A 19,090-nucleotide genomic window follows, 5' to 3' on the forward strand; every position below is an offset into this window, starting at 1 on the left:
CCCGCCCTTTAGAAGGCCGGTTAAGGGCATTTCCTGTACAAAAACCCTGTCAGGATGGAACGGATTCTGTAGTGCAACGAAAGGCAGCAGCCCGTGATCTTCATTGTGGTCAAGTTCAATGTCAAACCCGACTGGTCCGAGCGCTGGCTGGACCTCGTGGGTGACTTCACCGAAGCAACCCGCCAAGAGCCCGGCAACCTGTGGTTCGACTGGTCCCGCAGCGTGGATAACCCCAACGAGTTCGTGTTGGTGGAAGCCTTCCAGGACGATGCCGCCGAAGCCCACGTCAACAGCGCCCACTTCAAGAAGGCCATGGCGGACATGCCGCAGGCCCTCGTGGAGACACCCCACATCATCAGCCGCCAGTTTGAAGGCAGCGGCTGGGACCGCATGGGCGAGTTGACCATCGCGTAGGGGAAACTACAAAGAGGCGGTGCCGGACTCGTTGAGCCCGGCACCGCCTCTTTAAGCACTACTTCTCAGAACATCCAGGGGATCTCTGCGTGGCCGAAGTCGCTGAACGAGCCGAAACGTCCCGCCTTGAACGCCAGCACCTCGCCGTCCCGGTCCCGGCACGTGGTGACCTGGCCGAAGAAGACCTGGTGATCGCCGACGTCGTACTGTTGGACCACGCTGCAGTCCGCCTGGGCGAGGGCGCCCTTGATGACCGGTAGGCCGTTGTCGGTAACGTCGAAGTCGCCGTCGCCGAAGCGGTCTCCGCCGCGGACGGCGAACCGCCGGGCCACTGACTCCTGCTTCGCACCGAGGATGGACACCGCGAACTTGCCGCTTTCCATCAAGGCCTCGCCGGTCCGGGTGCCGAAGTTCAGCGAGATCATCAGGATGGGTGGTTCCAGGCTGATGGACGTCAGCGAGCTGATGGTCATCCCGTATTGCTCGTCCTCGTGCTGGGTGGTGACCACAGCGACGCCGGTGAGGAAACGGCCCATGGCGCGGCGCATCCCCATGGCGTCAGGGATGGTGAAGGCTGGTGCCAGGCTCATGTCAGTTGCTCCGCTCCGCTGGTACCGGATCCGTGTAGTACCGGACTTCGAACATCTTTGCGCCATTCTCCGACACCCACGGACCGTGTTCCATGCCAGGAGGACGGGTAGCCCAGTCTCCGGCTTTGAAGGTCCTGCCGAGGCGCTGGTCCACGAACGAGCCCTCGAAGATGAAGACCTCTTCCCAGAAATCATGCGTCAGGACGCCGTTGGGGGAGGTGTCCGTACCGGGCTCGAACTTGAGGATGCGGGTGACGCTGTCGTTGTCCGAATCCCGGGCAAGGATCGCCTCGGAAAGGCCCTCGACGTGCGGGGTGCAAGGTGCGAAGTCCACCGAAGCCGTGGGGGTGAACTCGAACTCGGGCTTTGCCATGGTCAGATCCCCTCCGTTCCGGTGGAGCCCTCGATGCTGTAGGAACCCAGGAACGTGTCCAGCTCCGCAACCAAGGCGTCGTAGCCGTAGTTCCGGTAGGTGTAGGCGCCGCGGACTACGAACGGTGCGCCAGCGTAGAACATCTCGTACTGCTGGTGGCGGCCAGCGAACTCGGAACCAATGATGTCCCAGGCCAGCTTGAAGAGCTTCACCCGTTCCTCGCTGGTGACGCCGGGGGACTGGACGTAGCGTTCCATGTCCGGCCGGGTCACGCTGCTGGTCATGTCGGCGATGCTGGAGGGCAACTGCAGGACTCCGCCGCCCACCAGGTCGCGGAGGATCGAGATCACTCGCGGGTACGTCTCGGACTGCAGGCCCATGGCCCCGTACAGTGCACTCTTTCCGGGAACCCTCATGCCGGCGTCGTCCGTTGTTGCCGTGTATTCAGCGGCGAGAACCGCCGACTCAACGGACTGGACGATCGCTGCGAGCTCGCCGAGCTTCTCTTGGACGCCGGGAATCTTGTCCGTGCCGTTCACCTGGGTGACCTTGCGGGCCACGGAGGCGATGAACTTCAGCTTGGTGGAGAAGCGGATCTGGGCCTGCCAGTTGCCCAGGGCGTGGGCGCCGGTGTCGAAGAACTGGCGGCGCAAGGTGTCGATGTTCCGGTTGATGAACACGCGGTCCCAAGGAATGAGCACATCATCGAAGACCACCAGTGCGTCAGGTTCGTCGTAGTGGGTGGTCAGTGGGTAGTCGAAATCGCTGGTAGCGGCCGGTGCGAACGGGCGGCGGCAGTAGAGCTTCAGGCCGTCGGTGGCCACGGGGATGGCGAAGCTGACGGCGAAGTCCACGTCGTCCGGGCCCAAGGGCTTGATGCAGGTGACGAAGACTTCGTCGGCGATCGCGGCGCCCGTGGCGAGCATCTGTGAGCCGCGGACAATAATGCCCTCCTCGGTTTCACGCACGACACCGACCTGCAGGTATTCGCCTTCCCAACCGGACGCTGTGGTTGCGCGGGAAACCTGCGGGGGAATGATCGCGTAGGAAAGGTACAGGTTCTCGGACAGGATCTTCTTGTAGTACCGTTCCACGTTTCCGGCGAAGTCACGTTCCTCATTCTTGAACACGTCCAGGTGGGAACCGAACGCGGCGAAGAACGTCCCCACGTGATCGGGGCTGCGGCCTACCCAGCCGTGGGTGTGCTTGGCCCACTTTTCGATGGCCTGGCGGCGCAGGACGAGCTCTTCCTGCGTGCGGGGAGCGGCGAAGGTCCGGTTGGCCGGTCCGTCGATCTCCTCGGAATGGAATTGCATTCCGTTGGCGGGATCGGCTGCGATGTCGAACAGCTCGGACATGGTCCGGGCAACCTTCGCGAAGGCAGGGTGTTCGAGGACGTTGCCGACTACCTCGCCATCGAGGATCACCGTCCGGCCGTCGTTCAGGGACTTCAGATACTCATTTCCGGTCCTCATCAGAGTGAGCCTTTCTTCATTTTGTAGTTATGTTCAATGGTGGTCCCATTCGGGAAGGAGAGCTCCAACTTCCAGGAAGTTCCGTCAACAAACTTCCCGTTCAGCAGTGGCAGGGTGCCCCCAAGGCACATGAAGTCGGCGTCACCGATGTCGGTGCGGGCGAGGAGGCGCTCGACGACGTCGGCCGGCTTGCGCAGGCCGCTCAGCGAACCCTCCTGGTACAACTCGCCGTCCACCCACGAGCGCGCGGTGCACTGGTCGAGGTCAAGGTCTTCCAGCGACTCCACCTCGATGACCTCTGCTGCGACAGGCTTGGGACAGGCGCGCTTGGAATCGCCGATGTCCCGGGCTTCAATGTCCCGGTCCGTGTGGTCCGAGCCGATGCCGAGGTAGTACTTGCCGTCGTGGCGGATGTAGAGGGGCTCGATTTCGCCCGAGGTCAGGTTCTCCGTGGTGTCGTGCTCGCCCGCCGTTTCGAACAGATCCGAGTCCATCCGATAGAACATGGGGACCTCTGGCGGTGGAGCCACCCCAATGGCTGCCAGTTCATCGATGTGGTGCTGTACTGCTTTCGGATCCCGGCCTGTGTAACCTGCCACCACACCGTGGAAATCCGTGACCATGATGGTCTTCTCTGTGCCCACTACCCGGAAGGTGAGGGGGACTTGCCTTGTTGTTTCCATTCCGTCTCCTTAAATGCTTCCCAACGGTGTTGGTTCTAAACGGTGAGTGTGTCGTAGGCCGCGAGGCGGTCGCCGATGACGGGGAACTCGGCGCGGACTGCGTTGACTTGGCCAGGATCGATGTCCACCATCAGTACGGTTTCGTCGGAGGACGTTTCGGCAAGGACGTTGCCGGCGGGATCCACCACCCTGCTGTGCCCTCCGAGTTCCACGCCTTCCTGGGTGCCTGCCGCATTGCAGGCGATCACGAAGATTTGGTGTTCCAGTGCCCTGGCTGTGGTGAGCAGGCGCCAGTGTTCACGCCGGGCAGCCGGCCAGGCAGCGGGAACGATCACGATCTCCGCGCCACGGGCGCTCAGCTCCATCCACAATCCTGGGAACCGGAGGTCGTAGCAGGTGATGCCTGCAACCGCTCCAAACGGCAGGCGAACCACGGGAAGCGAGGCCCCGGCTGTCAGCAGACTCGCCTCTTTGGACTGGTAGCCGAACACGTGGATCTTCCGATACGTGTGGACCACGTTGCCATCAGGGCCCAGCAGGATGGAGGTGTTGCTGAGCCGGCCGTCGTCGCCCGCCTCGATGATGCTGCCGAGATGAAGGTAGACGCCGAGGTCTTTGGCTACCCGTGAGCACATGGTCACCGTGGGGCCGTTGAGTGTCTCTGCCAAGGCCTCGTATTCGTCGAAGTGGAAGTAGCCTGCGCTCCACAGCTCCGGCAAGACGATCAGTTCGGCGCCGTTGATACCCCGAAGGATGTCTTCGACGCGGTGGATGCGGTCTTCGCGGGTTTCGGAGTCCGGGCTGGCTACCTGGACGAGTGCGATTTTCATACTTTTTCCTTTGCGGGTTCGTTGTCCAGGTCGCTGAGGCGAAGGCCCTTCGTTTCCTTGGCAAACATCACCGAGATCATGGAGATCAGGCCCATGGCGGCCAGGTAAATGCCGATCGCATAGCCGGTGCCGAAAGCGCTGTAGAGAGCCAAGGCAATGATCGGTGACAACGAACCGGCGATCAGCGATGCCAGGTTGTAGGCCACTGAGGTGCCGCTGTACCGGACGTCCGTTGGGAAGAGTTCGGAGAAGAAAGCGCCGATGACCGAGCTGTACGCCGCGAAGATCAGCAGGCCACCCACGGCGGCCGCGATGATTCCCCAGGTCTGTCCGGTATTGAGCAGGGCGAAGAACGCGAAGGCCCACACCATGGTGGCAATCGAGGCTCCGATCAGGATGGGTTTGCGGCCCACCTTGTCCGCGTATAGCGCCAGTATGGGAATAGCGACGACGGCCACGCCCTGCCCGATCATGACGGCGGTGAGGCCTGTCTGCCTCTGCAGTCCCATGATCTGGGTGACGTAGGTGATGATGAACAGCGAATAGATGTAGAAGCCAGCGTTCTCGCCCATCCGGCTGCCGGTGGCGATGAGGATTTCGCGCCAGTTACGGCGGAACAGGATAGTCAGGGGCATCTTGCGTTCCTTGTTGCCCTCGGCTTCGCGCTTCCGCTGTGCTTCCTTGAACAGCGGGGTTTCCTGCACGTAGAGCCGCAGGACCAGGCCAATAACCACCAGGAGTGCGGACAGGCCGAAGGCTATCCGCCAGCCCCAGGCCAGGAACTCGCTCTCCGGCATGGTGGCAGCGAGGATGGCCAGGACGCCCGCGGCCATCAGGTTGCCCAGGGGCGGTCCCATATTGGGCCAGGAAGCCCAGAATGCGCGCCGTGCGCTCTCATTGCTGTGCTCGGAGACGAGGAGGACAGCTCCGCCCCACTCACCACCCAAGGCAAACCCCTGGATCAAGCGGAGAAGCAGGAGCAACAGCGGCGCTGTGAGGCCGATCGCTGCGTACGACGGGATGAAGGCGATGAGGGTGGTGGCGACACCCATGAGCATCAGGCTGGCCACCAACGTGGCGCGCCGGCCGTGCTTATCGCCCAGATGCCCCAGGACTATGGCCCCGATCGGGCGTGCCAGGAAGCCCGCGGCGAACGTTCCGAGTGCCAGCATGGTGCCGACCATGGGATCGTCGGTGGGGAAGTAGAGCTTGTTGAATACCAGCGCTGCTGCCGTGCCGTAGAGAAAGAAGTCGTACCATTCCACGGCTGTGCCGGCCAGGCTCGAAGCAGCTACAACAGGCAGGCTGGAGTGCTTCTGTTGCCTGGGTTCAGCTTTCTTCATATCGGTCATGTGGGGATCCTTTGCGATTGGCAGCCGCGTAGCTTCCGGTGGGCCGGGCCGCGAACTCCCAGGAAAATTGGGGTATTTCCGATGCGTGAGCGGAGTCACTAAGATCACTGTAGACGTGTTGTATACAACCTGTCTATATTTGAAGCAGAAGTTTTTTAGATGTTCCCCAAGCTGCTGAATGCAACTCGTATACTGGGCTACGCGAGAAAGGCTCTGCATGATCCAGATGACCCCCACTGCACAGTCGCAGCCAGAAGTGGCCTACCAGTGGATGAAAAGCTACATCGCAGCCCTGCCGCGTGAGGAAGAAACATTCCTGAACGAGGGAGTCCTGGCCAAGACCACGGGTACTTCACGAACACCCGTACGTGAGGCACTGTTGCGCCTTGAAGCTGAAGGATTCGTCAAGCGGATCCCTCACAAGGGCGCCTACGTGCCACCCATCTCTGATCCCGACGTCCGGGCCATCCTGCAGGCCAGGTCCGTCGTGGAGAAATGGGCCGTCTCGGCGGTGGAAACCATGCTTGATGCCCAGATCGATGCCTTCCAGCGCGTGATTGACCAGCAGCAGGAAGCCCGGGACGATCCCGCCAGGTTCATCGAACTGGATACCGAGTTCCACACCCTCATGGTGCGTGCGGGCGGCAACCCCGTCCTGGCTGATTTCTACGCGTCACTCCGGCAAAAACAACTCAGGATTGGCGTAAAAGCCGTCAGCCAGGCCACGGATCGGGCCGGGGACGTCCTCCGGGAACACCAGTTGATCGTTGACGCACTCCGCAGCCGAAGCCTCGACAAAGCGCACAAAGCCATCGACGCGCACCTGGACTCCACGCGTCTGGCAGTGATCGGGTACTAGGCTCCGCTAGTCCTCGCTGTGCAGCTCCCGTTGCCGGGCGCTGAGCAGCTCAAACTCCGGCCGGGCAGCCACGAACCGTTCAACGGCGTCGAGCACTTGCTGCAGGTGGGGGTGGTCCGGGGCCACCAGTGCAGCTCCAATCAGCGCACGCCGATGCTGGTCCTGAAGCCCGGTCTCAGCAGCTGACACGTCGAAGCGGCGTTTAAGCTCGGCCACGAGGGGCCGGATCATGGAGCGCTTCTCTTTGAGGCTATGGACATCGCCCAAAAGGACGTCGAACTCAATCCAACCGATCCACATGGTCCATTATCACCGCAGGTCAGGTGAGGTGTGCCATGTGGACTTGATCAAATCTTGAGCCAACGCAGCAAGGCGCCTTGAGTTCCGTTCGGCAGTGTCTATGAGGTTGGCCCACAACGGCCGACGGACTCATTCGCTGCTAGTTACTCAGGACTGACATCGTGCCCCAAACCCCTGCCCGGTTACGCCCGCGCCCCCACGCCCCCTCTCATCCGATCCGGATGCTGCTCGCCTGCGCTGCCACCTTCGCCCTGGCCACCGTCAGTGCGTTGGGAGTTGCCGCTGCACCTGCCTCCGCCTCACCGGCAGATGCCTCTCCGGGCCAGGGAACGGCTGTCCGGGCATCCTCCAGTGTTTCAGCGCTCGCCGGCCAGGCTGAGCAGATGATAGTGGTGCCCGTGACGGCAGGTTTGGAGCCCACCCGGGTGAAGGGGACCATCGCGGTCTCGGGGAAGCCTGAGGGTACGGTCCGGGCAACGGTCAACGGCCGGGTCATCCTCGAAGCGAACGCAGCAGCCACCGTTCCCCTGGACGAAGCGGTCAGCAATGCCGACGTTCTTGGCCAGCAGCTCACGGTGGGGCTTCAGTTCATCCCGGTAACCCACACCATGTGCGTGGTCTCCAACTCCACGGCAACCCTGAACAACATGATGGTCGACTTCAGCGGGACCGCCAAGGCTCCCACCACGGTGGGTGAGTTCTTCCCGGCGTCCGTGCCCGCCGTCGTGCTTCCCGTCCCGGCGGATCCCGGCGCGGATGTTTCCGCCGCCATCATGACCGCCTCGGCCGCCATGGCCCAGCGCTATCCGGACGCCGCCGTCGCAGTGGTTCCGGAAGCCGAGCTGGTGGCGCGCGTTGCCACCCTCCCGACCGGCAGCCGGATCCTCAGCGTCATCGCAGACCAGGGTGAAACCGCCACCAAACTGGCCACGGCGGCCGGGCTCCCGCAGCTCATCCTCAGCGGCCACGACGAACAACTCCGCACCGCAGCTCGGGCGCTTGCCAGCGACAAAACCGCACTGGCCGTGACCTCCTCCGTGACCGGCCTGACCTCGGCGCTGCCTGCCGCACCGGGCCTGGTCCAGAGCCTCAAGGACCTGGGCAGCACCACCTTGAAACTCTCCGGCTACGGCACCCCGGAATCCTTTGTTGGCGTCACCCAGTCGCAGTTCGGCGGCCCGGTTTCCTCGGTGAAAGTCCAGCTCAAGGGCACGCACACGGCTGTCCCGGACAACGCCCAGGCGCAGCTCTCGGTCTTCTGGAATGACTACCTGCTCAGTTCCAAGAACCTCGACGGCGGTGACACCTTCACGGTGGATGCTGAGGTTCCAGCGGGCCAGCTACAGGCGAAGAATGGCCTCCGGATCCGTCTGGCCGCCCTCCCGGCAGGCGGCGATTGCACCGGGCCCGCAGGTGTCATGCCCATGGAAGTCACCCTGGATACCTCTGGCAGCACCCTCACGGCGGTCCGTGGCGGATCCACGAAAGCCGGCTTCGAACGGTTCCCCCAGGCTTTCGGACAGAGCGTTCAGGTAGCGTTCGGCGATGGCAACGCCCAAGCCAACACCGTCAACGCAGCGACGCTGCTGGCTTCCCTGCAGCGTGACAGTGCCTCCCTGCTGGATACCCGTGTGGTGGGCCTCGACGCCCTGGCCGGTTCCAGCGAGTCCGGGCTGGTGGTGGGTGCCACCGCCGACGTCGCCAATAAGCTGTCCGCACCACTGCGGTTGGCGGAGTTCCGCACCATCTCGCCTGACGACGTCGAATACGGCGTTGGCGCCTCGGCTCCGTACGGCGTGTTGGAGGCTTTTGAGCAAGGCGGCCGGAATCTGCTGCTCCTTGGTGCTTGGGCACCGGAAAATGACGCTGCCGCCGCGTCCACGCTCCAGTCCTCGTTGGCCTCCCATGTGGGTGCTGTTGAAGGTGGCTGGGCATCGCTGTCCCGGAACCTCCTGGTGACCCAGCCGTCGGGGACTCCCGTGCTGCTGGAGAGCAATGTGGTGGTTCCGCAGAAGGCTGTGACTGATGACTACCGTCCGTATGCCTGGTGGATCGGCGGGGCAGTGGTGGTGCTGGGCCTGGCGTTCGCAGCCCGGACAGTGCTCCTGCGGCGTCGTGCCCGGGCGGCGCAGGCCTACGTGGATGCTGAACAGGCGGCGACCAATCCGGATCATGGCAACTAACGTAGTCACCCGGCCGCGGGCGGCCCACCGGCGTCCCGCTCCGACGCTGGCACTGCTGCGATCGCTGGCACCGTTGACACGGCAGGGCTGGGCGCGGCTCGGTGCCCCGGTGGTGGGGCGCAAGGTTCCCGGCACCAGGATCGTGGCGGTGGTTTCACTGGTGGTGGGGTACCTCGCCTGCCTGTACACGATCGGTCATGGCACCAACCTGGACTATTCGGATGCCCAGAGCCACCTGACCATCGCCCGGCGGATCTTCGACAGCAAGGCACCCGGCTTTGAGCAGCTGGGCACCGTCTGGCTGCCCATGCCGCACCTGTTGCTGGCTCCGTTCGTGCTGAATATGTGGCTATTCAGCACGGGCTGGGCTGCCGGAATCCTGGGGATCCTGGCGTTGTCCGCCACCTCCACCGGCCTGTACTTGATCGCAGCCCGCCTCGGATTGGGCAGGGCCGGACGTCTCGCCACGACCCTGGTGGTCCTGGCCAACCCGGCGGTTTTGTACGTCTACACCACAGCGCTGACCGAGCCGGTGCTCATCATGTGCATCGTGGGCGGTATGGCCGGATTGGCGCATTGGGCCACCAGCCGCCGTCGAATGAGTGCCGGAGAGCTGGCCGTCTTCGCCGGTATTCCGTCCGCCGCCGCAGTACTGTCCCGTTACGAAGGCTGGGCGCTGGTGATGACCGGAACTCTGTTGGTGTTGATCGTCGCCAAGCGCCGCACCGGTGCGTGGCGGGAGGCATTCATCATGGCCGGTGGCTACGTGATGATCCCGGCCGCGGCGGTCCTCTGGTGGATTTCCTACAACTGGGCCATTTACGGCAACCCGCTGGAGTTCATGTTCGGGCAGTACTCCGCCTACGCGCAGCAGAAGAACATCACCGACGGCGGCCTGTTGCCCACCAAGGGCAACCTGGGACTCACGCTGACTACTTTCCATTGGTCCCTGCTGGAGACAGTTGGCGTGGTGGTCCTCGCGCTGGCGGCATGCGGCGCCGTCGTGCTGGTCTTCAGGCGGGGCTTTGCCAACAGCACCCTGCTGGTGGCGGTGACCGGCAGTGCGTATGCTTTTGCGGTGCTGAGCCTCTTCCTGGGACAGACGGCCATTAACAACGACCATTCGCTGCCGTCAACGTGGTGGAACAACCGCTTCGCACTGACGGCGCTGCCCCTGGTGGCCATTCTGGTAGCCGTGGTGGTGGAGGAACTCGCCCGCCCGGCCCGCATCAAGCCCGTGGTGGTCGGCGCGTTGCTGGCTGGACTCGTGGTGCAGAACCTCTGGTGGAGCGAGGATCCCACGGGTCGGCTCGCCGTCCTGGCGGAGGGGCGGATGTCAGCGGAGTCCACCACCAATTCCACGGCCGCGGCGCGCTGGCTCCACGAGCACTACGAGTCCGGCGGAATACTCATGGATGAGAGCGCCCGGGGCAACGCCGTGCTTCCTGTCATGGGCATTCCCCTCAAAGAGATCTACAACCGTGCCTCCGGAGACTACTTTGGTCCGGCACTGAAGGACCCTGCAAAGTACGCGCAGTGGGTGTTCGTCAACGTTGAAGCCGGAACGGGAGCGCGGGACTCGGGGCCCACGGACCTGGTGTACCAGGCGATCGTGGCGAACCCGTCGTTCACTGTCCGCTACTCCGTGGCCTTCTCGACTCCAACCCACCGGATCTATGAAAGGTCCTCCCACTGATGACCTCCCCTTCACGCTTGGCGGACTCCACGCTCAACCGGCAATCGATCGGCCAGACACTGCTTGCGGCGGGGCTCGTCACCCCGGAACAGCTGCAGCGTGCGCTGGATCGCGCGGCGAGCGAAGGCGGGCTGCTGGGCCGGCACCTGATCCTGGAAGCCGGGCTGGACCGTCGTCGGATTTATGAAGTCCTGGCACAGCATTGGGACGCGCCGCTGGTGGACCTGGTGGCTGATCCGGTGGATGACCAGCTGATGGAGGTGCTCGGGTACAGCGACGTGGGCGAGCCGCAGTGGCTGCCATGGAAGATGGACGGTGACGTGCTGACGGTGGCCACTGCGGTGGCTCCGTCCACAGCCATCGCCGAGGAAGCGGCGCGTCTTTTCGACGCCGCATCTGTTGAATTTCGCACCACCACCGACTGGGACATCAACCAGTCCATCCAGCGTTCCTTCCGGCGCCACCTCCTCTACGAATCCGCCGAGCGCCTTGCCGAAGAGCGTCCGGGCGAATCCGCACGCACCGCCCTGACCCCATGGCAGCGATACCTCCCGGTGGTCCTGCTCACGGGACTAATCACTGCGTTCGTGCTCTCTCCGCTGACGGCTTTGATCGTGCTGCTGGCAGCAGCAAACGTCGTCTTCCTGGTGAGCATCGGCTTCAAGACGCTCGCGAGTCTCCGCAGCCCCTTCGACAGGATGCATGATGCTGCGGTGGCCAAAGCCAGGGATAAGGAGAGGGCCACCCGCGGCCTGGCACCCCTGGCGGAGGAACGGGTCCCCGACGGCGACTTGCCTGTCTACACGATCCTGGTTCCGGTGTTCCGGGAAGCGAACATCATCGACAAATTGTTGACCAACCTGGGCCAACTGGACTACCCACGGTCCAAGCTGGATGTCCTGGTCCTTCTGGAAGAAGACGACGCCGAGACCATCGCCGCCGCGAAGGCTTCGCGGCCACCGGAATACGTCCGAATCCTCATCGTGCCCAAGGGCGATCCGCAGACCAAGCCAAGGGCCTGCAACTACGGGCTGACGTTCGCCCGCGGCGAGTACGTGGTCATTTACGATGCCGAGGACCGCCCCGAGCCCGGCCAGCTGCGTGCCTCCATCGCCGCGTTCAAGCAGGACGCCTTTGAACGGGAACACCTCAACCCGGACCGCAAACCGCTGATCTGCGTCCAGGCTGCGCTCAACTACTTCAACGCGGACCAGAACGTCCTCACCCGGATGTTCACCATCGAATACACGCACTGGTTCGACTCGATGCTCCCTGGCCTGGACAACTCAGGGATCCCGCTGCCGCTGGGTGGGACCTCCAACCACTTTGTGACCTCGCTGCTGAAGGAAGTCGGCGCGTGGGACCCATGGAACGTGACCGAGGACGCCGACCTGGGGCTCCGGGCCGCCGTGGACGGGTACCGTGTGGGCGTCATCAACTCCACCACGTGGGAAGAAGCGTGCTCGCAGGTGCCGGCGTGGATCAAGCAACGCACCCGCTGGATCAAGGGCTACATGGTCACCTCGGCCGTCAACACCCGGAACACGGTGCGCTACATCAAGAGCACTGGGATTGCCGGCGCCGTTGGGTTCCTCGGCCTGATCCTGGGCACCCCGTTGGCGTTCCTGGCCTACCCGCTGGTGGTGGGCTTCACCGTGGTCACGTACATCGGCTATGACGTTGTTGGCCTGGTCCTGCCCGAATGGCTGTTGGTGGGCGGCATGGTGTCCATGCTCTTCGGTAACGCCATGATGATCATCGTTTCCGGTGTGGCCACCCTCCGCCGGCACGGATGGAGGATCGCGATCTTCGCCCTGCTCAACCCGTTCTATTGGGTGCTGCACTCGGTGGCTGCCTGGCGGGCGGCCTGGCAGATGCTCACCAGCCCGCACAAGTGGGAGAAGACTCCGCACGGACTGGAAGCCGAATACCACGACGACGGCCACTGGGTTGGTTGAAGCGGGGCCGGTTGGAACCACCCCTGATCTTGAGCAAATCCTGAGCAAATGCCGCAGTGGGGTTGAGTAAGCCTCGCCACACTGAACTCAAAGCCGCAGGATGACCAGCTGAGGGGGTTGGACACGGTGCTCGATGCTTTCTCGGTACGGGTTGGTTTAGGCGTGGTCACGGTGACGCTGTTGGTGCTGTTCTGTATCTCCTTTCAGCGCACCCGCTCACCCTATGCAGGCTGGTGGAGCGTGGCCCTGCTGGAATTCATGATGGGCAACGCAGCATTCCTGCTGAACGGCACCCCTCACCAGCAATGGGCCAACCCCGTGGGCAACATCCTGGTGGTGGCCGGAGCGTTCAGCGTTTGGGCAGGCGCAAAGACCCTTCGGGACCGTAACGCGGCACCATGGCAGTTGGCCATCGGTCCCGCCGTCACCGCCGTCGCGTCCTGCCTGGATAGTCCCGGGTCCAATGTGTGGTCCGGCGGATTTGTCTATCTGGCGATGATGGCCGTGGGCATTGCCTTGGCCGCCTACGACCTGTGGTTCATCAAGTCCTCGCACTCCCAGGTCCACAAAGCACTGTCCGTCGCGGCAGGTCTGCTGGCCGGCTATTACCTGGGCAGGTGGTTGGTTTTTGCGCTTGAAGGCCCGTCAAGCCACACGTTCACCACCTACTTTGGACCTGCACCTTCGGCCCTGATATCCATGGTGCTCCTGGTCACCGTGTCCTTCAGCATGACGGCCCTCACCAGCGACCAACTCATCAAGGGACTCAAGGAACGGGCCGACCGCGACCACCTGACCGGCCTCCTCAACCGGGGAACCTTCCTGGACATGGCCACCACGGAACTCCACCGCCTGCAGTCCGCAGGATCCGGCGCAGCCATAGTCCTTGCGGACCTTGACCATTTCAAAGCCGTCAACGACGAATTCGGCCACGGGGCCGGGGACAAGGCACTCCAGGCCTTCGCCGAAGCCTGCGGTGCCTCGGTCAGGTCCACCGATCTGATCGGGCGTTACGGCGGTGAGGAATTTATCCTGTTCCTGCCCGGGGCCACGCAGGACCGGGCCGAGGACATCGCAGCCGAAATCAGCCGCCGGATGGCAGCCACCCCGGCGCCCCAGGGCGTCGCATTTCCCACTATCAGCTATGGAGTCACCTCCAGCATCCCCGCAGGTGCTGACGTGAAATTCATGATTGAGGTGGCGGACGCAGCCCTGTACAGCGCCAAAGCGCAAGGAAGAAACCGGATTGTAGGAGCTGACCGCCATCAGGCGGCCATTATCGCGGATGAGGCACGATCATGACCTTCAACGAACTCACCACCAGGATCCAGATCCAGCACACCCAGGAGCTGTCCGCCTTCCGGCAAAACATCACCAGCGCTCCCTACATGGCCGGAACACCGACGTCCCTGAATGCGGACCGCCGGTCAGTCCGGATGGGTCCCGTCCAATCGGTGGAGGACGGGAACGCCAACCTGACCATCGTCGCCGACGTGGAAGGCCTGGCCTGGTTCACAGCTGACAAAGGCCTGCTGGGCAGTTGCATCACAGTGTCCATCGCCGGTCACCGCAGGAACACGGGGACCCGCGTCCACCTCCCGCTGGCAGAATGCGACGCCTGGATCGAGGCCATCCTCGGCGGCTCCTGGATCACCCACGTGTACCGCGCCGGCAAGAGGGTGGAGTCCGACGGCAGGATGGACATCGCCTCCTACCGGCTGTTCCTGGACGAGCGCCGCAATCCCGTCGCCAAGCCGCAGGCCGTCGCCGATACGACGCTGCGACGCCTGGAAGAATCGTGACCAGCACAAAGCCCCGACGACTCGTCCCCGCTGACGCTGATTCCCGCATCGAAAAACTCGAGCGGCACGTCCAGTCGCTCATGGAAGAGCTCCACCACGTCCGGCATGAGCAGCGCCGCGAGGCGCTCACTGATGCACTCACCGGACTCGGCAACCGCTTGGCCTTGGTGGAGGCTTTCGCTGCGGCACGGAACGCCGCGGCCCACGGTTCCGCTCAACCTGCGCTCCTCCTCATGAACCTGGACGGTTTCAAGGCACTGAAAAACTCCGCCGGCCTTGCCGCGGCGGACCAGGTTCTGGTCACCGTGGCGATGCGCATCCGGTCGGCCGTACGGGAGAACGACGTCGTCACGCGCCTGGGTGCCGACGAATACGCGGTGCTGTTGCCCGCCACCCCGCAAAACCGGGCTACCGCCGTCGGCAACCGCATCCTGGCCGCGCTGGAACCGAACATCGATCTCGGGAACAACAGCGTCCGCTGCGGTGCAAGCATGGGGCTGCGGACAGCAGAGCCACACCACACCCTCGAGGACCTGCTCCAGGAAGCCGATATCGCTATGGAGGAATCCAAGAGCGAGGGCCGGAACAAGCTCAAGGTGTTCGATCCCGCCACGCTGCACGCCCGGCAGCTCCAGCGGCAGATTGTGGGTGAACTCCGCGAGGCCATCCGTGCAGATCAGTTGGTGCTGAACTACCAGCCGATCGTGGAGCTGGCCACGGGAAGGATCGAAGGCTGCGAAGCTCTGGTCCGCTGGAACCACCCTGTGCACGGCTTGATCATGCCGGACCAGTTCATTCCCGTGGCCGAGGCTACGGGGCTTATCGCGGAGCTGGGGAGGTGGGTCCTGCGCACCGCCGTGGGGCAGCTGCGGCAGTGGCGGGACAACCCGGCCACGGCCCAGCATGACTTCTCCATGCGCATCAATGTCTCCGCCGCGGACCTGCAGAGCCTGGAGTTCGTGGACGACGTCAGCGAAGCCCTTGCCGAGGAAAGCCTGCGTCCGGAATCGCTGGTCCTGGAGCTGACCGAGAGCGCCATCATCCAGAACAACGAGCTGGACCGCTACACCCTGGCGAGCCTGCACAGGCTGGGTGTGGGACTTGAAATCGATGATTTTGGTGCCGGATATTCGTCCATGGGATACCTGCGGAAGCTGCCCGTGGACCGGGTGAAAGTGGACCGGCAATTTGTGAAGGACCTCGGAAAAGATCCCTCCCAACTCGTGTTCCTGGCGGCCATCCAGGAAGTTATCCGGTCCTGCGGGCTGGAAGGTGTGTGGGAAGGCATTGAAACTGCCGAGGAAGCAGCGGCGCTCCGGAGTATCGGCTGCGCCAGCGGCCAAGGGTACTACTTTGGCAGGCCCTTGCCCGAGGTTGGGTTCACGGAGCAGTTGACCCGGCTGCGGACCTGGCCGGCTTGATCTCCTTGTGAGACAGCAGAAGGCCCCTGCACCCGTCCTTGCGGACGCGTGCAGGGGCCTTTTGGCTGGCCGGTCTTTAGCCGAAGTACTTCGGCAGGGTGGCTTCGTGTGCTTCGCGGAGAGCGTCCAAGGAGAGCTCGTCCACGCCGTTGATCTCCAGCTTTCCACCGGCAGCGTCAACAACGCCGATCCGGAGGTGGGCGAAGCCGCGGGCTGTGCACATGTCCTTGAAGCGGACTTCCTCGGAGCGCGGCACAGACACGATCGCACGGGCCTGGGACTCGGAGAAGAGAGCCGTAAACAGGTCCACGCCGTCGCGCTCCATGAGTTCTTCAAGGGCGATCCGGGCGCCTACACCGTAGCGCAGCGAGGACTCAACCAAGGCAGCCGCGAGGCCACCTTCGGAGAGGTCGTGGGCTGCGTCAACCATGCCGTCGCGGGAAGCGTTGATCAGGATCTCGCCCAAAGCACGCTCTGCTGCGAGGTCGACCTTCGGGGGCAGGCCACCGAGGTGTCCGCGGAGGTTTGACCATTCCGAACCGTCCAACTCTGCTGCGGTGGTGCCCAGCAGGTAGATGGCCTGGCCGTCCTCGCGCCAGCCCGACGGCGTGCGGCGGGCAACGTCGTCGAGCTTGCCCAGGACTGCCACTACGGGGGAGGGGTGGATGGGTGTGGTGCCGGTCTGGTTGTACAGGGAGACGTTGCCGCCCGTGACCGGGATGCCGAGCTCCATACAGGCGTCCGACAGGCCGCGGATGGCCTCGGCGAGCTGCCACATGACATCCGGGTCCTCAGGGGAACCGAAGTTCAGGCAGTCGCTGACGGCCATCGGAACAGCACCGGAGGTGGCGACGTTGCGGTAGGCCTCGGCCAACGCAAGCTGTGCACCCTGGTACGGCTCCAGGTAGGTGTAGCGGCCGTTGGCGTCGGTGGCCAGGGCAACGCCCAGGCCGGTTTCCTCGTCAACGCGGACCACGCCGGCGTCATCCGGGAAGGCCATGGCCGTGTTGCCGCCAACGTAGCGGTCGTACTGGTTGGTGATCCAGGCCTTGCTGCACATGTTCGGCGATGCCACGAGTTCGGTGACGGCTGCTGCCAGCTCGGACGGAGCTGCCGGACGGCCGGCATCCTCAACGGAACCGGTGAAGGCGTTGGCCTGCACCGAGTCCTGCCACTCCGGGCGGGCGAACGGACGGTCGTAGACCGGGCCGTCGTGCGCAACGGTGCGGGGATCGACGTCGACGATTACTTCGCCTTCCCAGGTGATGATGAGGCGACCGGTGTCGGTGACCTCACCCAACCAGGAGTACTCCACGGCCCACTTGTCCATCACAGCTTCGAAAGCGGCGATGTTCTCCGGGGTGACCACGGCCATCATGCGTTCCTGCGACTCGGACATGAGGATCTCGCCCGGGGTCAGCGTGGGATCACGCAGCAGGACGGAGGTCAGTTCCACTTCCATGCCGCCGTCGCCGTTGGAGGCGAGCTCAGACGTGGCGCAGGAAATGCCTGCAGCGCCGAGGTCCTGGATACCTTCAACCAGCGAGCCCTTGAAGAGCTCCAGGCAGCACTCGATCAGGACCTTCTCAGCGAAGGGGTCGCCCACCTGGACGGCCGGACGCTTGGACGGCTTGGTGTCGTCGAAGGACTCCGAGGCCAGCACCGAAGCGCCGCCGATGCCGTCGCCACCCGTGCGGGCACCGAACAGGACAACCTTGTTGCCCTTGCCGGAGGCATTGGCAAGACGGATATCCTCGTGGCGCATGACGCCCACAGCCAGTGCGTTCACCAGCGGGTTGCCCTGGTAGACGGAGTCGAAGACCATTTCGCCGCCGATGTTCGGCAGGCCAAGGCAGTTGCCATAGCCGCCGATGCCGGCAACGGCACCATGCATGACGCGGGCGGTGTCCGGGTGGTCGATCGCACCGAAGCGCAACGGGTCCATCACGGCAACCGGGCGGGCGCCCATGGAGATGATGTCGCGGACAATGCCGCCGATGCCGGTAGCGGCACCCTGGTACGGCTCAACGAACGACGGCGAGTTGTGGGACTCGATCTTGAACGTCACGGCCCAGCCGTCGCCAAGGTTGGTGACGCCGGCGTTCTCGCCGATGCCCACCAGCATGTCCTTCTTCATTTCCTCGGTGACCTTCTCGCCGAACTGGCGGAGGTGGTTCTTGGAGGACTTGTAGGAGCAGTGCTCGCTCCACATGACGGAGTACATGGCCAGCTCGGCGCCGGTGGGGCGGCGGCCAAGGACCTTGACGATCTCGTCGAATTCGTTCTGCTTCAGGCCCAGCTCGGCCCACGGGAGTTCCGTGTCCGGGGTCTTGGCAGCGTGCTCAACGGTGTCGATGTTGAACTTTTTGGTGGTTTCCGTGGTCACTTGTCGCCTCCCACAATCTTGGTCAAAACGGAGGTGAAGAAACCGAGGCCGTCGGTGTCGCGGGGTGCTCCATCAAGCGACTCCGGACCAAAACCGGTCTCCACAGCGTGCTCAGGGTGCGGCATGAGGCCCACCACGTTGCCGGCTGCGTTGGAGATGCCGGCGATGTCGCGGCGGGAGCCGTTCGGGTTGAAGCCCACGTAGCGGAACACCACGCGGCCCTCAGCCTCAAGGGCATCCAGGGTCTTCTCGTCGGCGATGTACTGGCCGTCCTGGTTCTTCAACGGCACAATGATTTCCTGGCCGTCCGTGTAGTCCACGGTCCAGGCGGTGTTGGCGTTCTCCACGCGCAGCGTCTGGTCGCGGCAGATGAACTTCAGGTGGTCGTTCTTGATCATGGACCCGGGCAGCAGGTGCGACTCGGTGAGGATCTGGAAACCGTTGCAAATACCCAACACGGGCAGCTTGGCGTCCGAGTTCGCGGCGTCGATGATCTTGGACATCAACGGAGCGAAGCGAGAAATGGCGCCGGCGCGGAGGTAGTCACCGTAGGAGAAGCCGCCGGGGATGATGACGGCGTCAACATCGCCGAGTTCACTGTCGGCGTGCCAGAGCGGCACCGCGGTGGCGCCTGCAAGCCGGACTGCACGGGCGGCGTCGCGGTCGTCAAGGGTGCCGGGGAAGGTCACGACGCCGATCTTGGCGCCAGCCAAGCGGGGTTCTGCGGCGACGGCTACAGCCTCGCCAATCAGGGGGATCGACGTCATA

The 19,090-nt window shown here is 63.8% G+C and carries 17 protein-coding genes; 8 read left to right on the plus strand and 9 right to left on the minus strand.

The features are described 5' to 3' along the window. The first annotated feature begins 93 nt into the window (after nt 1–93). On the plus strand, nt 94–414 hold the full coding sequence (locus CGK93_RS03215) for a putative quinol monooxygenase (RefSeq protein WP_089593577.1): 321 nt from the start codon (nt 94–96) through the stop codon (nt 412–414). Nucleotides 415–479: 65 nt separating this feature from the next. Here the strand turns inward: CGK93_RS03215 and CGK93_RS03220 are convergent, their stop codons facing one another. From CGK93_RS03220 to CGK93_RS03245, 6 genes are read right to left on the minus strand one after another with little or no spacing between them, the layout of a single operon-like run. Then, nucleotides 480–1,004, minus strand: a complete 525-nt coding sequence (locus tag CGK93_RS03220) for a flavin reductase family protein (protein WP_089593578.1) — start codon at nt 1,002–1,004, stop codon at nt 480–482. A 1-nt stretch (nt 1,005) separates the two neighbouring features. Further along, nucleotides 1,006–1,377, minus strand: coding sequence for a cupin domain-containing protein (locus CGK93_RS03225; protein WP_089593579.1), 372 nt, complete (start codon nt 1,375–1,377; stop codon nt 1,006–1,008). Nucleotides 1,378–1,379: 2 nt separating this feature from the next. Beyond that, nucleotides 1,380–2,852 (minus strand): 4-hydroxyphenylacetate 3-hydroxylase family protein, encoded by a 1,473-nt coding sequence (locus CGK93_RS03230; protein ID WP_089593580.1) that lies wholly within the window; start codon nt 2,850–2,852, stop codon nt 1,380–1,382. Continuing rightward, complete coding sequence (locus CGK93_RS03235) at nt 2,852–3,535, minus strand: DUF2848 family protein (protein ID WP_089593581.1); 684 nt, start codon at nt 3,533–3,535, stop codon at nt 2,852–2,854. Before CGK93_RS03235 ends, CGK93_RS03230 begins: the two co-directional genes overlap by 1 nt. Before the next feature lie 35 nt (nt 3,536–3,570). Then, nucleotides 3,571–4,365: a carbon-nitrogen family hydrolase gene (locus CGK93_RS03240; RefSeq protein ID WP_089593582.1), complete on the minus strand. Its 795-nt coding sequence runs from the start codon at nt 4,363–4,365 to the stop codon at nt 3,571–3,573. After that, entirely contained in the window at nt 4,362–5,717 is a 1,356-nt protein-coding gene (locus tag CGK93_RS03245) for an MFS transporter (RefSeq protein WP_089593583.1), read from the minus strand. The genes CGK93_RS03240 and CGK93_RS03245 overlap by 4 nt, the downstream gene beginning before the upstream one ends. Nucleotides 5,718–5,934: 217 nt before the next feature. Here CGK93_RS03245 and CGK93_RS03250 point away from each other — a divergent pair, with 217 nt between their 5' ends. Beyond that, nucleotides 5,935–6,576 (plus strand): GntR family transcriptional regulator, encoded by a 642-nt coding sequence (locus tag CGK93_RS03250; RefSeq protein ID WP_089593584.1) that lies wholly within the window; start codon nt 5,935–5,937, stop codon nt 6,574–6,576. 6 nt (nt 6,577–6,582) lie between these two features. On the opposite strand, the gene CGK93_RS03255 is transcribed toward CGK93_RS03250, so the two are convergent. Then, on the minus strand, nt 6,583–6,876 hold the full coding sequence (locus CGK93_RS03255; protein ID WP_089593585.1) for a DUF503 domain-containing protein: 294 nt from the start codon (nt 6,874–6,876) through the stop codon (nt 6,583–6,585). Nucleotides 6,877–7,037: 161 nt separating this feature from the next. Here CGK93_RS03255 and CGK93_RS03260 point away from each other — a divergent pair, with 161 nt between their 5' ends. The 6 genes from CGK93_RS03260 (at nt 7,038) to CGK93_RS03285 (ending at nt 15,936) form a co-directional block, all read left to right on the plus strand. Next, nucleotides 7,038–9,059, plus strand: a complete 2,022-nt coding sequence (locus tag CGK93_RS03260; RefSeq protein WP_232481531.1) for a cellulose biosynthesis cyclic di-GMP-binding regulatory protein BcsB — start codon at nt 7,038–7,040, stop codon at nt 9,057–9,059. Continuing rightward, nucleotides 9,049–10,755 carry an ArnT family glycosyltransferase gene (locus CGK93_RS03265; protein ID WP_089593587.1) on the plus strand — a complete coding sequence of 569 codons (1,707 nt, stop codon included), beginning with the start codon at nt 9,049–9,051 and terminating at the stop codon, nt 10,753–10,755. Before CGK93_RS03260 ends, CGK93_RS03265 begins: the two co-directional genes overlap by 11 nt. Next, nucleotides 10,755–12,713: a glycosyltransferase gene (locus CGK93_RS03270; RefSeq protein WP_089593588.1), complete on the plus strand. Its 1,959-nt coding sequence runs from the start codon at nt 10,755–10,757 to the stop codon at nt 12,711–12,713. Before CGK93_RS03265 ends, CGK93_RS03270 begins: the two co-directional genes overlap by 1 nt. Before the next feature lie 117 nt (nt 12,714–12,830). Further along, nucleotides 12,831–14,015 carry a GGDEF domain-containing protein gene (locus CGK93_RS03275; protein ID WP_089593589.1) on the plus strand — a complete coding sequence of 395 codons (1,185 nt, stop codon included), beginning with the start codon at nt 12,831–12,833 and terminating at the stop codon, nt 14,013–14,015. Further along, entirely contained in the window at nt 14,012–14,515 is a 504-nt protein-coding gene (locus CGK93_RS03280; RefSeq protein WP_089593590.1) for a hypothetical protein, read from the plus strand. Before CGK93_RS03275 ends, CGK93_RS03280 begins: the two co-directional genes overlap by 4 nt. After that, the gene (locus tag CGK93_RS03285) at nt 14,512–15,936 is read left to right on the plus strand and encodes a putative bifunctional diguanylate cyclase/phosphodiesterase (protein WP_089593591.1); all 1,425 of its coding nucleotides are present in this window, start codon (nt 14,512–14,514) and stop codon (nt 15,934–15,936) included. Before CGK93_RS03280 ends, CGK93_RS03285 begins: the two co-directional genes overlap by 4 nt. Before the next feature lie 76 nt (nt 15,937–16,012). Here CGK93_RS03285 and purL read toward each other — a convergent pair whose 3' ends face one another. Then, nucleotides 16,013–18,322: a phosphoribosylformylglycinamidine synthase subunit PurL gene (purL, locus tag CGK93_RS03290; RefSeq protein WP_089593592.1), complete on the minus strand. Its 2,310-nt coding sequence runs from the start codon at nt 18,320–18,322 to the stop codon at nt 16,013–16,015. Next, nucleotides 18,319–19,089, minus strand: coding sequence for a phosphoribosylformylglycinamidine synthase subunit PurQ (gene purQ, locus CGK93_RS03295; protein ID WP_089593593.1), 771 nt, complete (start codon nt 19,087–19,089; stop codon nt 18,319–18,321). Before purQ ends, purL begins: the two co-directional genes overlap by 4 nt. Nucleotide 19,090 lies beyond the last annotated feature (1 nt).

The organism is Arthrobacter sp. YN, assembly GCF_002224285.1.
In the GTDB taxonomy this organism is placed as follows: domain Bacteria; phylum Actinomycetota; class Actinomycetes; order Actinomycetales; family Micrococcaceae; genus Arthrobacter.

What these genes read in the sequence shown, in the direction of transcription:
- CGK93_RS03230 (WP_089593580.1), bottom strand. Translation starts at nt 2,852, where the DNA reads ATGAGGACCGGAAATGAGTATCTGAAGTCCCTGAACGACGGCCGGACG.
- purQ (WP_089593593.1), bottom strand. Translation starts at nt 19,089, where the DNA reads ATGACGTCGATCCCCCTGATTGGCGAGGCTGTAGCCGTCGCCGCAGAA.
- CGK93_RS03250 (WP_089593584.1), top strand. Translation starts at nt 5,935, where the DNA reads ATGATCCAGATGACCCCCACTGCACAGTCGCAGCCAGAAGTGGCCTAC.
- CGK93_RS03225 (WP_089593579.1), bottom strand. Translation starts at nt 1,377, where the DNA reads ATGGCAAAGCCCGAGTTCGAGTTCACCCCCACGGCTTCGGTGGACTTC.
- CGK93_RS03245 (WP_089593583.1), bottom strand. Translation starts at nt 5,717, where the DNA reads ATGACCGATATGAAGAAAGCTGAACCCAGGCAACAGAAGCACTCCAGC.
- CGK93_RS03235 (WP_089593581.1), bottom strand. Translation starts at nt 3,535, where the DNA reads ATGGAAACAACAAGGCAAGTCCCCCTCACCTTCCGGGTAGTGGGCACA.
- CGK93_RS03270 (WP_089593588.1), top strand. Translation starts at nt 10,755, where the DNA reads ATGACCTCCCCTTCACGCTTGGCGGACTCCACGCTCAACCGGCAATCG.
- CGK93_RS03255 (WP_089593585.1), bottom strand. Translation starts at nt 6,876, where the DNA reads ATGTGGATCGGTTGGATTGAGTTCGACGTCCTTTTGGGCGATGTCCAT.
- CGK93_RS03240 (WP_089593582.1), bottom strand. Translation starts at nt 4,365, where the DNA reads ATGAAAATCGCACTCGTCCAGGTAGCCAGCCCGGACTCCGAAACCCGC.
- CGK93_RS03220 (WP_089593578.1), bottom strand. Translation starts at nt 1,004, where the DNA reads ATGAGCCTGGCACCAGCCTTCACCATCCCTGACGCCATGGGGATGCGC.
- CGK93_RS03265 (WP_089593587.1), top strand. Translation starts at nt 9,049, where the DNA reads ATGGCAACTAACGTAGTCACCCGGCCGCGGGCGGCCCACCGGCGTCCC.
- CGK93_RS03280 (WP_089593590.1), top strand. Translation starts at nt 14,012, where the DNA reads ATGACCTTCAACGAACTCACCACCAGGATCCAGATCCAGCACACCCAG.